This window comes from Caulobacter sp. 10L414, from assembly GCF_056395525.1.
In genome coordinates this window covers 79,281-95,000 of sequence record NZ_JBFTJR010000012.1, presented here as the reverse complement: position 1 = coordinate 95,000, position 15,720 = coordinate 79,281, and the positions used below count along the sequence as shown (strand labels likewise).

The window sequence follows — 15,720 nt, the reverse complement described above, 5'->3', positions numbered from 1 at the left end:
GAAGCAGCCATCATTTAAAGAAAGCGTAACAGCTCACTGGTCAAGCGAACCTGCGCGGAAAATGTAACGGGGCTAAAGCCAGTCGCCGAAGGTATGGGTTTGCTCTTTGAGCAAGCGGTAGCGGAGCGTTCCGTAAGCCTGTGAAGATGAGGCGTGAGCCTTGTTGGAGGTATCGGAAGTGAGAATGCTGACATGAGTAGCGATAAAGAGGGTGAGAGACCCTCTCGCCGAAAGCCCAAGGGTTCCTGCGTAAAGCTAATCTGCGCAGGGTTAGCCGGCCCCTAAGGCGAGGCCGAAAGGCGTAGTCGATGGGAATCAGGTGAATATTCCTGAGCCAGTTGGAAGTGACGGATCTGGTAAATTGTCGGTCCTTATTGGATTGGTTCCGGCAGTGAACAGGTCCCTGGAAATAACTCCAACGGAGACCGTACCCGAAACCGACACAGGTGGGCAGGTAGAGTATACCAAGGCGCTTGAGAGAACTATGCTGAAGGAACTCGGCAAATTGCACGCGTAACTTCGGGATAAGCGTGACTCTTCTTTGGGCAACCAGAAAAGAGTGGCACAAGCCAGGGGGTAGCGACTGTTTATCAAAAACACAGGGCTCTGCGAAGCCGCAAGGCGACGTATAGGGTCTGACGCCTGCCCGGTGCCTGAAGGTTAAAAGGAGGGGTGCAAGCTCCGAATTGAAGCCCAGGTAAACGGCGGCCGTAACTATAACGGTCCTAAGGTAGCGAAATTCCTTGTCGGGTAAGTTCCGACCTGCACGAATGGCGTAACGACTTCCCCACTGTCTCCAGCATAGGCTCAGCGAAATTGAATTCCCCGTGAAGATGCGGGGTTCCCGCGGTCAGACGGAAAGACCCTATGAACCTTTACTGCAGCTTCGCCTTGGCGTTAGCAGCAACATGTGTAGGATAGGTGGGAGGCTATGAAACCGGGGCGCCAGTTCCGGCGGAGCCATCCTTGAAATACCACCCTTATTGTTGCTGACGTCTAACCGCGGCCCGTTATCCGGGTCCGGGACATGGCGTGGCGGGCAGTTTGACTGGGGCGGTCGCCTCCCAAAGTGTAACGGAGGCGCGCGATGGTGGGCTCAGACCGGTCGGAAATCGGTCGTCGAGTGCAATGGCATAAGCCCGCCTGACTGCGAGACTGACAAGTCGAGCAGAGACGAAAGTCGGCCATAGTGATCCGGTGGTCCTGCGTGGAAGGGCCATCGCTCAACGAATAAAAGGTACTCTAGGGATAACAGGCTGATTTTGCCCAAGAGTCCATATCGACGGCAAAGTTTGGCACCTCGATGTCGGCTCATCACATCCTGGGGCTGGAGCAGGTCCCAAGGGTTCGGCTGTTCGCCGATTAAAGTGGTACGTGAGCTGGGTTCAGAACGTCGTGAGACAGTTTGGTCCCTATCTGCCGTGGGTGTACGAGACTTGAGAGGATCTGTCCCTAGTACGAGAGGACCGGGATGGACACACCTCTGGTGGACCTGTCATGGCGCCAGCTGTGCAGCAGGGTAGCTAAGTGTGGAATAGATAACCGCTGAAAGCATCTAAGCGGGAAACTAACCTCAAAACAAGGTCTCGCTGAGAGCCGTGGAAGACCACCACGTTGATAGGCCGGGTGTGGAAGTGCGGCGACGCATGGAGCTTACCGGTACTAATAGCTCGATAGGCTTGATCGTTCTTCAGTCAAACCCATGCAAGCTTTACAAACCTTGCCTGACACTGATGTCTTCTTCTTTGCCTTGCCCTCCCCCAAAGAGGGCAAGCAGCATCCTTTTCGGTCCGCTAAAAGGATGCATCCAGCAAAGTCAAACAAGTCCAGAACCCTACACCACGATACATACCCCTGCCGCGGGGTGGAGCAGCCCGGTAGCTCGTCAGGCTCATAACCTGAAGGTCACAGGTTCAAATCCTGTCCCCGCACCCAAAATTCCTACAAATGGCCCTCGCTTCCGCGGGGGCCTTTTGTCGTTTCGGGATCCGCCCATGACCGACCGCTACCTGGACGACCTGAGCGTCGGCGAGACCTGGACCGGCCAGCCGTTCGTGCTGTCGCAGGCCGAGATCCTCGGCTTCGCCCGCGCCTATGATCCCCAGCCCATGCACGTGGACTTGGACGCCGCCGCGGCCGGGCGTTTCGGCGGGATCATCGCCAGCGGCTGGCACGTGGCCTCGCGGGTGATGCGCGAATATGTCGACACCGCTCCGTTCGGCGCGACCCCGATGCTGGGCATCCGCATCGACGAGCTGACCTGGCTCAAGCCCGTGCGCCCTGGCGACGCCCTGACCGTCCATCGGGAGATCGTCGAGGTGACCCGCTCGCGCTCCAAGCCCGATCGCGGGACCATCCGCACCTTCACCCGGGTGACCAACCAGCACGCCGAGCCGGTGCTGACCTTCTTCAACCTGATCCAGATGCCGGCCCATGCGGGCGTGACCCTCTAAGGCGTCTTGCCTGCCGCCCGCCTCGCCCTCAGTCTGCGGATCTGACGGGCGGGGGATCTTCGATGCGGCGACGGACGGTTCTGGCGGGCGGGCTTCTGGCCCTGGCCCTGGCCCTGGCGAACGCCGTGTCGGCCGGCCCGCTGGCGCCCGACAAGGCCCGCGAGGTTGACGCCATCGCCCGCGAGGTGCTTGCCGCCACCGGCGCGCCCTCGGCCTCGGTGGCCGTCGTCGAGGACGGCGAGACCGTCTACGCCCAGGCCTACGGGCTGGCGCGCCTGTCGCCGGCCGTTCCGGCGACGGTCTCCACCCGCTACGGGATCGCCTCGGTCAGCAAGCAGTTCACCGCCGCGGCGATCCTGCTGCTGGTCGAGGACGGCAAGGTCTCGCTGGACGATCCGGTCGGCAAGTACGTGCCTGGCCTGACGGAGGGCGATCGGATCACCCTGCGCCAGGTGCTGTCGCACACCGCGGGCTATCGCGACTACTGGCCCCAGGACTTCGTGTTCGAGGCCATGCGCGCGCCGACCTCCCAGCAGAAGATCCTCGATGGCTGGGCCAGGATCCCGCTCGACTACCCGCCCGGAGAGCAGTGGCGCTATTCCAACACCGGCTTCGTCATCGCCGGCCTGGTGGTCGAGAAGGTCTCCGGCGAGCCCCTGTTCTCCTTCCTCAGGCGGAGGATCTTCGATCCGCTGGGCATGACCGGCGTCACCGAGGACGACAGCAAGGCCCTGTCTCCGCCGGACGCCGGCCACTACACCCGCTATGGCCTGGGGCCCGTGGTCCTGGCCGACAAGGAAGGCCCCGGCTGGCTGTTCGGCGCGGCCGAACTGGCGATGTCGCCGTCGGACCTGGCGCGCTGGAACCGGGCGATGATCCGCCGCGAGCTTCTGAAGCCCGCTTCGTGGGAGGCGATGATCACCTCGGTCGAGCTTTCGAGCGGAGCGCCGGCCGGCTATGGCCTGGGCGTTTCGGTGCGCGTGCGCGACGGGGTGATGAGCGTCAGCCACGGGGGCATGCTGTCGGGCGTCCTGACCAGCAACACCGTCTGGCCGAGTGAAAAGCGGGCGCTCACCGTGGTCGCCAACGCCGACTTCGGCGAGCCGCAGACCGCGATCTCGCAACGCATCGCCTTCCTGCTGCGGCCCTCGACGGGGCCGGCGGCGACGGCGCGGACCCTGGTGGCCCAGCTGCAGGGCGGGCGCCTGGACCCGGCCCTGCTGACCGCCAATGGCAAGGCCTGGTTCACGCCGGCGCGCCTGGCCGACTTCAAGACCAGCTTGTCGCCGCTTGGACCCTTGCGCATGCTCGAGGGMCAGGGCGTCCAAGTGCGCGGGGGCATGACCTGGCATGGTTTCGACGCGGCCTTCGGCGCGCGGACCCTGTCGGTGTCGATGCGGCTGACGCCGGACGGCAAGGTCGAACAGTTCCTGATCGGACCCAAGGCGGGCTGATCCTGACGGGGGAGGGGCGTATGGGCGACGTGTTCGAAGGCTTTTCCAGGTTCGAGTTCAAGCACGGCCCCTGGACCCGGCCGGTCTGGCGCATGGGGTCGGGTCCGGCGGTGATCGTCATCCACGAGATCCCGGGCCTGCATCCGACGGTTCTCGAGTTCGCCCGCGACGTCGCCGCCGCCGGCATGACGGTCTTCTGTCCCAGCCTGTTCGGCGAGCCCGGGCGGGCGGTGACCAAGGGCTATGTCAACGCCACCACCTTTCGGCTGGCCTGCGTCAACCACGAGTTCACGATATGGCGCGGGGGGCAGTCCAGCCCGATCGTCGACTGGTTGAAGGCGCTGGCGCGCCAGGTCCACGCCGAATGCGGCGGCAAGGGCGTCGGGGCGGTGGGCATGTGCTTCACCGGCGGCTTCGCGCTGGCGATGATGACCGAACCGGCCGTGGTGGCCCCGGTGCTGGCCGAGCCGTCCCTGCCTTTCTTCGGCAAGAGCGGCCTGGATTGCTCGGATGAAGAGCTCGACCACGCCCGCGAGCGTTTCAAGAACGAGGACCTGTCGCTGATCGCCCTGCGCTACAAGTCCGACCGGCTGGTGCCCTGCGCGCGCTTTCGCCGCCTGAGGAACGAGTTCGGCCCCCGCGCCGAACTGATCAGCCTGGAGGACGCCGACGCGCCGCAGAAGCCCGGCCTGCCCGATCCCCATTCGGTGCTGACGGTCCATCTCGACCGCGATCGGCCCGACGGCGAAGGCATGCGGGTCGCGCGCCGGGTCATCGACTTCTTCAAGGCGCGGACGGCCGGACAGCCCTGGGCGCTGGCGGACGCCGGCTCGGCCTGCACGTCGCAGCCCGTCGCCGCCGAGGCGGCCGGCCAGATCATCGGCGGGCGCCGCCGTGGGCCGGGCCTGACCCATCCTGACGTCTCGGAGTTCGCCGGACTCTCGCCGGGCCTGGCCCGCGGGCTGGACTTCCGGCCCTAACGCGCCTAGACACCGCGCCTTCGATTTTCCCCCGCGCTACCGGCGTTCGATCCGCCGGCCGGGCTGCAAAGGCTATCCGCGCCATGAAGCGCCATTCCGACAAGTCCAAGACGGGCCCGGTGGGTCCGTCGCAACGCCAGCTCCGCGCCGGCGAACTGATCCGCCACGCCCTCGTCGACATCCTCCGCGACGAGGAGCTGCAGGACGAGGCCCTGGCGGGCGTCACCATCACCGTCTCCGAAGTGCGCATGAGCCCCGACCTGCGGCACGCCGTCTGCTTCGTCGAACCGCTGGGCGCGGGCCTGGTCGACCAGGGCGTGGCCCAGAATGTCGACGAGATCATCAAGGGGCTGAACCGGGTCTCGAAGTTCCTGCGCGGGCGCCTCGGCCGCTCGATCGACATGAAGTTCACGCCCGACCTGAAGTTCCTGCACGACGAGAGCTTCGGTACGGCCGCCTACATGGACAAGCTGTTCCTCGATCCGCGCGTGCGTCAGGACACCGAGCGCCGTCTCTCGGACGTGCTCGACGAAGAAGACGAGGGCTGATCCATGGGCCGCCGCAAGAAGGGCGACGCCGTCTCCGGCTGGGTGTGCCTGGACAAGCCCTACGACCTGACCTCGACCAGCGCCGTCTCCCGCGTGCGCCGGGCGTTCAACGCCCAGAAGGCGGGCCACGCCGGCACGCTGGATCCGCTGGCGACGGGGATCCTGCCGCTGGCCCTGGGCGAGGCGACCAAGACCGTCCCGTTCCTGATGGACGCCGACAAGGCCTATCGCTTCACCATCGAGTGGGGCCGGAACACGACGACGCTGGACCGCGAGGGCGAGACCACGGCGTCGTCGGACGTGCGCCCGGTCCTGGCGGCGATCGAGGCCGCGCTTCCCGCCTTCGTCGGCGAGGTCGATCAGGTTCCGCCGAACTTCTCGGCCATCAAGGTCGACGGCGAGCGGGCCTATGACCTGGCCCGCGACGGGGTGGAGTTCGAGCTTCAGACCCGCAAGGTGACGATCCACGCCCTGCGCGTGCTGTCGGTTCCAGACGTCGACCACGTGGAGCTGGAGATGGAATGCGGCAAGGGCACCTATGTGCGCGCCGTGGTCCGGGATCTGGCGGCCGCGCTCGGCGCCTGTGGACATGTCAGCCAGCTTCGCCGAACGCGGGTGGGCCAGTTCTCGGAGGAAACGGCGATAAGCCTGGAAACTCTGGAGAATTTGAGCTATGAGGCCCGTCTGTCGGAGGCATTGCTTCCGGTCGAGACCGCGCTGGACGACATCCCGGCGTTGGCCGTGACCGACGAAGACGCCTTCCGGCTTGCGCAAGGACGCGCCATCGTTCTGCTACCCAGGCAGGTGGAGATGCTGAAAGCCGAGCTTACGCCCGGTGATCGCACCGTTTCCGCCATGTCCGGAGAACGCCTGGTGGCCTTGTGCGAGATGCGCGCCGGAAAGCTCAATCCGGTGCGGGTCTTCCAACTCACCTGAGCGGAGACAACCCGATGTCGATCACTGCCGAGCGCAAGAGCGCTCTTATCGCCGAGCACGCCCGCACCGAGGGTGACACCGGCAGCGCTGAAGTCCAGGTCGCGATCCTCTCGGAGCGCATCTCGAACCTGACCGAGCACTTCAAGACCCACAAGAAGGACAACCACAGCCGTCGTGGCCTGCTGAAGCTGGTTTCCCAGCGTCGCCGTCTCCTCGACCACCTGAAGAAGTCCGACGAAGGCCGTTACGCGGCTCTCATCGAGAAGCTGGGTCTGCGCCGCTAAGGCGCATTTCCGCCGCCTTACCCCGGTAAGGCGGCGGAACGCTATTTGGGATCAGCCATCTCGAGACAGGCCGAGGTGGACGATCCAAGGGCATCGCTCCTGACGGGGCGGCGCCCAGTACGTGCGAGGGTTCACGTCCTCAAACCCCCGCCTGTCGCATTAGGATGAGGATCATCGGGCCGGCTCCATTGGCCGTCCGCCCCTGTCCACGCCCGACGGGAATCCGCCCGCGGGAACCGAAAGAAGATAAATGTTCGATATCAAGCGCAAGACGATCGAGTGGGGCGGCAAGACGCTGGTCCTCGAAACCGGTCGCATCGCCCGTCAAGCCGACGGCGCCGTTCTGGCCACCATGGGCGAAACCGTCGTCCTGGCCACCGCCGTGTTCGCCAAGACCCAGAAGCCGGGCCAAGATTTCTTCCCGCTGACGGTCAACTATCAGGAAAAGACCTTCGCGGCCGGCAAGATCCCCGGCGGCTACTTCAAGCGTGAAGGTCGTCCGTCGGAAAAGGAGACCCTGGTCTCCCGCCTGATCGACCGTCCGATCCGTCCGCTGTTCGTCAAGGGCTTCAAGAACGAAGTCCAGGTCGTCGTCACCGTGCTGCAGCACGACCTCGAGAACGATCCCGACATCCTGGGCATGGTCGCCGCCTCGGCCGCCCTGACCCTGTCGGGCGCCCCGTTCATGGGCCCGATCGGCGCGGCCCGCGTCGGCTGGGTGAACGGTGAGTACGTGCTGAACCCGACGCTCGACGAGCTGAAGGAAAGCGCGATGGACCTGGTCGTGGCCGGCACCGCCGACGCCGTGATGATGGTCGAAAGCGAAATCAAGGAACTCTCGGAAGAGATCGTCCTGGGCGGCGTCAACTTCGCCCACCAGCAGATGCAGACCGTGATCGACGGCATCATCGACCTGGCCGAGCACGCCGCCAAGGAGCCCTTCGCGTTCGAGCCGGAAGACACCGACGCGATCAAGGCCGAGATGAAGGCCATCGTCGGCGAAGACATCGCCGCCGGCTACAAGATCACCAAGAAGCAAGACCGCTACGAAGCGATCGGCGCCGCCAAGAAGAAGGCCGTCGCGGCCCTCGGCAAGTCGGACGAAAAGCCGGAAGGCTATGATCCGCTGAAGCTCGGCGCGATCTTCAAGGAACTGGAAGCCGACGTCGTTCGTCGCGGCATCCTGGACACCGGCCTGCGCATCGACGGCCGTGACGTGAAGACCGTCCGTCCGATCCTGGGCGAAGTCGGCATCCTGCCGCGCACCCACGGTTCGGCCCTGTTCACCCGCGGCGAGACCCAGGCGATCGTGGTCGCCACCCTGGGCACCGGCGACGACGAGCAGTTCATCGACGCCCTGGAAGGCACCTACAAGGAATCCTTCCTGCTGCACTACAACTTCCCCCCCTACTCGGTGGGTGAGACCGGCCGCATGGGCTCGCCGGGCCGCCGCGAAATCGGCCACGGCAAGCTGGCCTGGCGCGCCCTGCGCCCGATGCTGCCGGCCAAGGAAGACTTCCCCTACACCATCCGTCTGGTCTCCGAGATCACCGAGTCGAACGGCTCGTCCTCGATGGCCACGGTCTGCGGTTCGTCGCTGGCCATGATGGACGCCGGCGTTCCGCTGGTCCGTCCGGTGTCGGGCATCGCCATGGGCCTGATCCTCGAAAAGGACGGCTTCGCCGTTCTGTCCGACATCCTCGGCGACGAAGATCACCTGGGCGACATGGACTTCAAGGTGGCCGGCACCAGCGAAGGCCTGACCTCGCTGCAGATGGACATCAAGATCGCCGGCATCACGCCCGCGATCATGGAGCAGGCCCTGGCTCAAGCCAAGGAAGGCCGCGCGCACATCCTCGGCGAGATGAACAAGGCCATGGAAGCGCCGCGTGAAGACGTCGGCGAGTTCGCTCCGAAGATCGAGACCATCACCATCCCGACCGACAAGATCCGTGAAGTGATTGGCACCGGCGGCAAGGTGATCCGCGAGATCGTCGCCACCACCGGCGCCAAGGTCGACATCAACGACGAAGGCACCGTGAAGGTCTCGGCCTCGGACGGCGCCAAGATCAAGGCCGCGATCGACTGGATCAAGTCGATCACGCAGGAAGCTGAAGTCGGCGCGATCTACGACGGCAAGGTCGTCAAGGTCGTCGATTTCGGCGCCTTCGTGAACTTCTTCGGCGCCAAGGACGGCCTCGTCCACGTCAGCCAGATCAGCAACGAACGCGTCGCCAAGCCGTCGGACGTGCTGAAGGAAGGCCAGATGGTCAAGGTGAAGCTCCTGGGCTTCGACGACCGCGGCAAGACCAAGCTGTCGATGAAGGTCGTCGACCAGACGACGGGTGAAGACCTGTCGAAGAAGGCCGAAGTGACCCCGGAGGAAGCCGTCAACACCTGATGACGGCTTTCAGGGCGACCTGAAAATGCAGCGGGCGGCTCCGAAAGGGGCCGCCCGTTTTGCGTTCCGGGTCCTGGCCAAGGCTCGCGCCTAGTCGGATTCCAGGGTGGGCTGGACGCGGTCGAAGCGGCGGGCGGCCAGGTCGGCGGGGCTGATCCAGAGATGCAGGAAGACGCCGACCGGCAGCCATTCGCAATGGCCGTTGCCCAGCTGCAGCAGCAGGACGTCGTTGCGATGCTCAAGCGGCGCGCTCTGCCACGACTGGCCATGGCCCAGGATCTGTTCGTCGGAGGCGTAGCTAAGGACCGGCTGGGCCGGTCGGTAGGCGGCGGGCAGCAGCGCGCCCAGCGCGGCGTCGTCGCGCGCCCGCACGTGGCGGGCGGCGAACGGGAGGGTTTCGTTCCGCACGCTGTCGAGCGCGGTGTCGGGATAGGGCCGCCAGGGTTTTTCCAGGCCGGCGCCCACGGCCTTCAGCCGCCTGTCGAAGTCGGTCAGCCAGTCGCGGAAGGCCCGACGCTCTTCGGTGGTCAGGGGAACGAAGGGGCGGGCGGCGGCGTCTTTCCGGCGCGCCTCGGCCTCGTCGTGCAGGGCGCGGAAGGCGGCGACCGTCGCCGGAGACCAGGTGGTCGGGATATAGGCGCCGGGCGTGGCGTCCACGGCCAGGCCCGCGGCGAGCTCGGCGAAGAGGCCGGTCTGGGGCCAGGCTTCGAGCGGACCGTACCGCTCGGGCGAGAACGCGGCGGGCCCTGAGGTCGGCTTGATGGCGCGCGCGATCGCGGCGTCGCGCAGCGCCCCCAGCGTGTCGCTGAAGGCGTCGTAGTCGTCGATCTCGAACGGCAGGGCTTCGGCGCTCTCGGCATAGGTGTCGAGCGCGGCCATCCGGATCGGCTGCCGCAGGTCGATGGACCGCAGCGGGTTGCCCTCGGCGAGCCAGTCATAGGGCGCGCCGTGCTGAAGCATGGGCAGGCCTGCGGGGGCGGCGCGGATCTTCCAGGTCGGATCGGCGAGCGGCCGGTACAGCACTCTGACCTTGTCTGGGGTCTCGGTGGAGTCGTCGAGCACGGCGAAGACCCACAGCACGCCCTTGGCCGGCAGGGCCGCGCCCTGTCCCGTGCGGGCGCGGGGCGGCACGTCGGACAGGTCGATCTGGGCCAGGAAGCTCATCGGCTCGCCGCTGGCGGCGTAGGTGGGCCAGGCCAGGTCGTCGGGCATGCGCGGCAGGCCGCCGAGCCAGCTTTCGGCCGGGGCGGTGTTGGACGCCGGCTGACGCATCAGCATGGCCGCCGGTCGCGCGCCCCGGCGCAAGGCCGCCTCGATCGCCTGGCGGCTGGGCTCGGCTGCTTCTACGCCTTGGCCCCAGGCGCCCAGCAGGCACAGTGCGGCGAGACCGATGGATCGGCGGGAGAGAAGGGCGAGGCTGGGCATGGACGGGTCCGGTCGAAATCGACGCCACCGTGGCATGCGCCGCCCGCCAGGCTCAACCGTGGAGCGGCGTCTTCAGGCCCGTCCGGCCTGGGCCGAAAGGTGGTCGGCGGTGATGCCGATCTTGGCCAGTGCCCGGGTCCACTTGCTCTCGTGGTCGTCGCCGAACAGCAGCGCCTCGTCGGCGTCGCAGATGAGCCAGACGTTGTCGCGCAGTTCCTGCTCCAGCTGGCCGGGGCCCCAGCCGGAATAGCCCAGCGCCAGGATCGCGCGGCGCGGCCGGTGGATGCGGCTGCCCAGGGCGTCCAGCGCGTCGCGGGTCACGGTCAGGGCCAGGCCGTCGGCGACCGGCGAGGTGGAATCCGGCGAGACGTAGTCGTCGGTGTGCAGCACGAAGCCGCGCTCGCGCTCGACCGGCCCGCCCAGCATGACCAGATCGCTGGGCGCGCGCACCTCGGGCTCGACGCCCAGCTTGTCGAGAAGTTCGTAGACCGTCAGGCCCTCGACCGGGCGGTTGACCGCCAGGCCCATGGCCTGTTCGTCGTCGTGGGAGCACAGATAGACCACGGCGCGCTCGAAGCGCGGGTCTTCGATGCCCGGCATGGCCACCAGGAGCCGGCCGGTGAGGAATTGGCCCTCGCCGTCGAGGGGAGCGGTCTCGGGAGCGTCCATCTGTTGAGGATCGGCACACAACGCGTCGGTTTCAAGTCAAACCACGTTATTGGCGAACCGATCCGGACGCTTTATCTCCGGACGGCCCTTTCAGCACAGGATCACACCATGGCGATCAAGGTTGGCGACACGCTTCYGGCGGCCACGTTCATGACCAGCACGGCCGAAGGCCCCGCTCCGGTCACCTCCGACGAACTCTTCAAGGGCAAGACCGTCGCCCTCTTCGCCGTCCCCGGCGCGTTCACCCCGACCTGCTCGGCCAAGCACCTTCCGGGCTTCAAGGAGAAGGCCGCCGAACTGAAGGCCAAGGGCGTCGACACGATCGCCTGCGTCTCGGTCAACGACGTCTTCGTGATGAAGGCCTGGGGCGCCGACCAGGGCATCTCCGACGAGGTGGTGCTGCTGGCCGACGGCAACGGCGCGTTCACCAGCGCCATCGGCCTGGACTTCGACGGCAGCAAGTTCGGCATGGGCACGCGGTCGCAGCGCTACTCGCTGATCGCCAAGGACGGCGTCGTCACGACGCTGAACGTCGAGGAAGCCGGCGAATTCAAGGTCTCGTCGGCCGACTACATGCTGGGCCAGCTGTAAGGCTCGCCACGCTCTTCATTGTCATCCCGGCCGAAGGCGCGAATGCGCCATAGAGCCGGGATCTCCCACGCCAGCCGAGGTTGGACCGTGGGAGATCCCGGCGCTCCGCTTCGCTGCGGCCGGGATGACAATGAGGTTGCAGCTAAGCCGAGATCGCGTGCAGCTGCGCGGCGTGGCTCCGCAGCCAGGCGCGGTGCGGCGCGGGATCGCCGATCAGGGTCTCGCACAGCGCCCAGAACCGGGGCCCGTGATTGGCCTCGACCAGGTGCGCGCATTCGTGGGCGACGACGTAGTCGGCCACAGCCGCCGGCGCCAGCACCAGCCGCCAGCTGTAGCGGATCGCCGCCGGCGCGCCGGGGCGGGCCGGCCGGCACGAACCCCAGCGCGCCTTGGGATCGGCCACCGCCACCGACGGCATCGGCCGTCCCAGCCGGCCTGCGTGATGGGCGGTCCTTTCGGTCAGGATCTCGAGCGCCCGGTGCTTGACCAGCCGCAGGATCTTCAAGGACCAGTTGGCGTCGTCGGGCGCGATCAGGGCGTCTTCGGTCATCCGCGCCCGTCCGGGGCCGATCTCCAGCCGATAGGCCTTGCCCCAGATCTTCAGCACGCCGCCGGGCTCGATCACCTGGCGACCGGGCAGGGCGGCCAGCTGCAGGCTCATCCAGCCGGCCTTCTCGTGGGCGAAGGCCACGGCCTCGGTCAGGCGGCGCTGGTTGGGGGCGATCGCGACGATCTCGGACTTGGCCCGATCGACCCGCAGCGATACCCGCCGCGCGCGGCCGTCCACCTTCAGCCGCACGGCGCAGCGCTCGATCTCCAGCCGGTCGCCGTCGGCGAAGCGTCGGGGGGCGGCTTTCGGCTGCGGGCGGAAGAGGTTCATCGCTCCCTAGATCGCGCCGCTCGCGGCCGGGCGCAAGAGGCTGGACCGGGGCAGGCGTTGACCGGGGAGGCGGCGTCGATCTACCCTCGATATGTCATCGACATGCGAGCGACCTGGGGGCGAGCCATGGCCGTGCCGTTGAAGGTTCCCACGCGCAGCGAGCGCAGCCCGGCCCTGGCCGCGGCCATCCGCGCCCACGCGCGCTCGGGCGCGCCGTTCGGCGCCGGGCACGAGGCCCTGGCCGCGCTCAGCGCCTGGGTCTACCGCTCGTTCCACAACCCTTCCACCCAGGCCACCGCGCCGCTGTGGCTGGCTGAACTGGACCTGGTCGCGCCGGTTCCGCCGGCCAACGATCCGGCAAACGGCTACGACGCCTTCGCCTTCTATGCGCCGGGTCCGGGCGAGCTGGTGGTGGTCAACCGCGGCACCGACAGCGAGCTGGACTGGCTGCTGAACTTCAAGACCGCCGTGCTGACCGACACCCGCACCATCATCGCGGCCCTTGACTACGCGCTGGTCGCGCACGCGGCGCTGACGGCCCGGGGGCTGGCGGTGCGTCGCGTCACCTTCACCGGCCACTCGCTGGGCGGCGCCATGGCCGAGGCGCAGGCCGCGCTGTTCCGCGCCGCCGCCGGCCTGTCGCAGGATCTGCCGATCGCCTGCACGGGCTTCGCCTCCGCGCCGTTCGCCGCCGCTATCCAGGCGGTCGCCGCCGCGCGCGGACTAGGACCGGTCGACGCCCAGGCCATCGCCGCCAGCCGTCATTACATCCGGCCCAACGACCCGATCCGCGCGACCGAGATCGCCGGAACGCGCCTGGCCCGCGTGATCGCCGACGACCTCAATCTCTATGGCGTGGTTCGCCAGCGGCATGGCTCGGGCCCGTCGAGCTTCGAGACCTACACCCTGATCGGCAATCCGATCGCCCACGACTCGTTCCTCTATCACCACTTCTGGAACCGGGGCGGTGAGTTCCACATCGTCCGGCACTTCAAGGGCGGCTTCCACCTGTGGAACGACGCCGCGCCCGAGCGGCTGTCGCTGGGGCGCAGCCTGCCGGCGGTCTTCAACTGACGTCATCGAGGACCCATGCTCGATCTGGTTTGCCTGTCCGAACCGTTCTGCGTCACCCAGGCCTATGCGCCGGCCTCGGAAGCCGCGGGCATGTACCGCGTGGTGCGGGACGGCCGGCCGATCGAGGCCTCGCCCGAGGCGGTGGCGCGGCTGGGCGTGCGGGTGCGCTTCGTCGTCAGCGACAACTTCGTCACCCTGGCGGCCGACGGCCTGCGCCAGACCTGCGTCGACGGCGCCTGCGTGGTGTTCCGCACCTGGTGCGAGGGGCTGACCTGTTCGTGGCAGGCGGGGGCGTATCGTGATCGCAGCGCGCCCTTCCTGCACGAGATCACCCTGCAGGCCGTCAGCGCCGCCGCCCTGGAGCGGGCCAAGGCCGCGGTCTTCGTGTCGCTCGCGGACGGCCGGCGACTGTCGTTGGCGGGGCTGGGCGAGGGGGCTCCGGCCGATCCCGGCCTCTACACCGCCCCCGTCCGGCCCGGCGACCGCCGCCTGCGCGGCCCGGCCGACTAGGGTCTGGACTCAATTGGCGTGCAAAGAAACGTGTCATCCCGGCCGGAGGAGCGCGTCAGCGATCCGTAGAGCCGGGATCTCCCACGTCGGCAGGTTCTGAACTGTGGGAGATCCCGGCGCTCCGCTGCGCTGCGGCCGGGATGACAACTGCTATAAGCTATTGAAACAGATAACCCATTGCCCTTGGCCAATTGAGTACCGACCCTAGGCCTTCTTGCCGGCGAAGTTGGGATCGGTGCGCAGGATGAAGTCGCGGACCTTGGGATAGATCTCCTCGCGGAACCGGCGGCCGTTGAACACCCCGTAGTGGCCGACGCCCGGCTGGACGTAGTCTTCCTTCAGGTCGGCCGGGATGTTGACGCACAGGTCGTGGGCGGCCTGGGTCTGGCCGATGCCGGAGATGTCGTCCTTCTCGCCCTCGACGGTCATCAGGCCGATGTCGGTGATGGCCGCGGGATCCACCTTGCGGCCGCGATGCATCAGCTCGCCCTTGGGCAGCAGGTGGCGCTGGAAGACGATGTCGATGGTCTGGAGATAGAACTCCTCGGTCAGGTCGAGCACCGACAGGTACTCGTCGTAGAACTCCAGGTGCTTGTCGGCGCTGTCGCCGTCGCCCTCGACCAGGCTCTTGAAGTAGCGCTGGTGGGCTTCCTGGTGCTTGTCGGCGTTCATGCTCATGAAGCTGGCCAGCTGCACGAAGCCCGGATAGACGCGCCGGCCCATGCCCGGATAGGGCGCGGGCACGGTGTAGATCATGTTCGACTGGAACCAGGTGAAGGGCTTTTCCTCCGCCAGGTTGTTGGTCACGGTCGGCGACAGGCGCGCATCGATGGGCGAGCCCATGAAGGTCATGCTGGCCGGGCGCGAGGGGTCGTTGTCCTGCGCCATCAGCGCGGCGGCGGCCAGCACCGGCGGTCCGGGCTGGCAGACGGCCAGCACGTTGGGACGTGGGCCCAGCACCCGCAGCATGTCGCGGATGTGGTCGATATAGTCGTGGAAGTCGAAGCGACCCTGCAGGACCGAAACCTCGCGGGCGTTCTGCCAGTCGACGATGAACACCGCGTGGTCGGGCAGGAAGGCCTCGACCGTGCCGCGCAGCAGCGTGGCGTAGTGGCCCGAAAGCGGCGCGACGATCAGCACGGCGGGGTCGAGCTCGAACTTGCCGGCCCGGCGCATGTCGGCCATGTCGCGGTCGAACTGGATCAGCCGCGCCCACGGGCTTTGCCATACGACGGTGGGGCGCACGCGCACGTCCACGCCGTTGACCTGGACGCTGTCGATGCGCCAGTCGGGCTTGCCGTACCGGCGGGTGACGTTGGAGAACAGGTCCGCGCCCGCATAGAGCCGCCGGCCGAGCTCGGTGTTGGCGGCCGGGTTCAGCGGCGAGCCCCAGAAGTCCCGGGCCGCGCGGGCGGCCAGGCGCATGGGGGTCGAGGCGTAGAAGCTCGCTTCGTGCAGGGCGTAAAGCATGCCGTCTCCAGCGATTGTGCGCTGCAGCATAACACGCGGGCCGTT

14 protein-coding genes, 1 tRNA gene and 1 rRNA gene (1 of these 16 cut by a window edge) are annotated in these 15,720 nt (G+C 67.1%); 12 read left to right on the top strand and 4 right to left on the bottom strand.

All coding sequences use genetic code 11. The features are described from left to right. The 9 genes from AC1DCG_RS06950 to pnp form a co-directional block, all read left to right on the top strand. Positions 1–1,687, top strand: a 23S ribosomal RNA gene (locus tag AC1DCG_RS06950) (it extends 1,099 nt beyond the left edge of the window). Between the two features lie 171 nt (positions 1,688–1,858). Beyond that, a tRNA-Met gene (locus tag AC1DCG_RS06945) sits at positions 1,859–1,935 on the top strand. Between the two features lie 59 nt (positions 1,936–1,994). Then, positions 1,995–2,453 carry a MaoC family dehydratase gene (locus AC1DCG_RS06940; protein ID WP_477030000.1) on the top strand — a complete coding sequence of 153 codons (459 nt, stop codon included), beginning with the start codon at positions 1,995–1,997 and terminating at the stop codon, positions 2,451–2,453. A 62-nt stretch (positions 2,454–2,515) separates the two neighbouring features. Then, the gene (locus AC1DCG_RS06935) at positions 2,516–3,907 is read left to right on the top strand and encodes a serine hydrolase domain-containing protein (protein ID WP_477029999.1); all 1,392 of its coding nucleotides are present in this window, start codon (positions 2,516–2,518) and stop codon (positions 3,905–3,907) included. A gap of 20 nt (positions 3,908–3,927) precedes the next feature. Continuing rightward, entirely contained in the window at positions 3,928–4,887 is a 960-nt protein-coding gene (locus AC1DCG_RS06930) for a dienelactone hydrolase family protein (protein ID WP_477029998.1), read from the top strand. Between the two features lie 83 nt (positions 4,888–4,970). Continuing rightward, positions 4,971–5,435: a 30S ribosome-binding factor RbfA gene (rbfA, locus tag AC1DCG_RS06925; RefSeq protein ID WP_477029997.1), complete on the top strand. Its 465-nt coding sequence runs from the start codon at positions 4,971–4,973 to the stop codon at positions 5,433–5,435. Between the two features lie 3 nt (positions 5,436–5,438). Continuing rightward, positions 5,439–6,371, top strand: coding sequence for a tRNA pseudouridine(55) synthase TruB (gene truB / locus AC1DCG_RS06920; protein WP_477029996.1), 933 nt, complete (start codon positions 5,439–5,441; stop codon positions 6,369–6,371). Positions 6,372–6,385: 14 nt separating this feature from the next. Further along, positions 6,386–6,655, top strand: a complete 270-nt coding sequence (rpsO, locus tag AC1DCG_RS06915) for a 30S ribosomal protein S15 (RefSeq protein ID WP_058348691.1) — start codon at positions 6,386–6,388, stop codon at positions 6,653–6,655. Positions 6,656–6,905: 250 nt separating this feature from the next. Beyond that, positions 6,906–9,056: a polyribonucleotide nucleotidyltransferase gene (gene pnp, locus AC1DCG_RS06910; RefSeq protein WP_165262491.1), complete on the top strand. Its 2,151-nt coding sequence runs from the start codon at positions 6,906–6,908 to the stop codon at positions 9,054–9,056. Between the two features lie 90 nt (positions 9,057–9,146). Here pnp and AC1DCG_RS06905 read toward each other — a convergent pair whose 3' ends face one another. Both AC1DCG_RS06905 and AC1DCG_RS06900 read right to left on the bottom strand, forming a co-directional pair. Then, positions 9,147–10,481, bottom strand: a complete 1,335-nt coding sequence (locus tag AC1DCG_RS06905) for a DUF1963 domain-containing protein (protein WP_477029994.1) — start codon at positions 10,479–10,481, stop codon at positions 9,147–9,149. Positions 10,482–10,553: 72 nt separating this feature from the next. Further along, entirely contained in the window at positions 10,554–11,150 is a 597-nt protein-coding gene (locus AC1DCG_RS06900; protein WP_116489089.1) for a YqgE/AlgH family protein, read from the bottom strand. 108 nt (positions 11,151–11,258) lie between these two features. Here AC1DCG_RS06900 and AC1DCG_RS06895 point away from each other — a divergent pair, with 108 nt between their 5' ends. Further along, positions 11,259–11,741: a redoxin family protein gene (locus AC1DCG_RS06895; RefSeq protein WP_477041429.1), complete on the top strand. Its 483-nt coding sequence runs from the start codon at positions 11,259–11,261 to the stop codon at positions 11,739–11,741. A 142-nt stretch (positions 11,742–11,883) separates the two neighbouring features. Here AC1DCG_RS06895 and AC1DCG_RS06890 read toward each other — a convergent pair whose 3' ends face one another. Then, entirely contained in the window at positions 11,884–12,621 is a 738-nt protein-coding gene (locus AC1DCG_RS06890) for a M48 family metallopeptidase (protein ID WP_477036492.1), read from the bottom strand. A 126-nt stretch (positions 12,622–12,747) separates the two neighbouring features. Between AC1DCG_RS06890 and AC1DCG_RS06885 the strand changes: the two genes are divergently transcribed. Further along, positions 12,748–13,695, top strand: coding sequence for a Tle-like phospholipase domain-containing protein (locus tag AC1DCG_RS06885; protein ID WP_477029992.1), 948 nt, complete (start codon positions 12,748–12,750; stop codon positions 13,693–13,695). 15 nt (positions 13,696–13,710) lie between these two features. After that, positions 13,711–14,205, top strand: a complete 495-nt coding sequence (locus tag AC1DCG_RS06880; RefSeq protein WP_477029991.1) for a hypothetical protein — start codon at positions 13,711–13,713, stop codon at positions 14,203–14,205. A gap of 204 nt (positions 14,206–14,409) precedes the next feature. Here AC1DCG_RS06880 and AC1DCG_RS06875 read toward each other — a convergent pair whose 3' ends face one another. Then, on the bottom strand, positions 14,410–15,675 hold the full coding sequence (locus AC1DCG_RS06875; RefSeq protein ID WP_165262481.1) for a polyhydroxyalkanoate depolymerase: 1,266 nt from the start codon (positions 15,673–15,675) through the stop codon (positions 14,410–14,412). Positions 15,676–15,720: the final 45 nt, after the last annotated feature.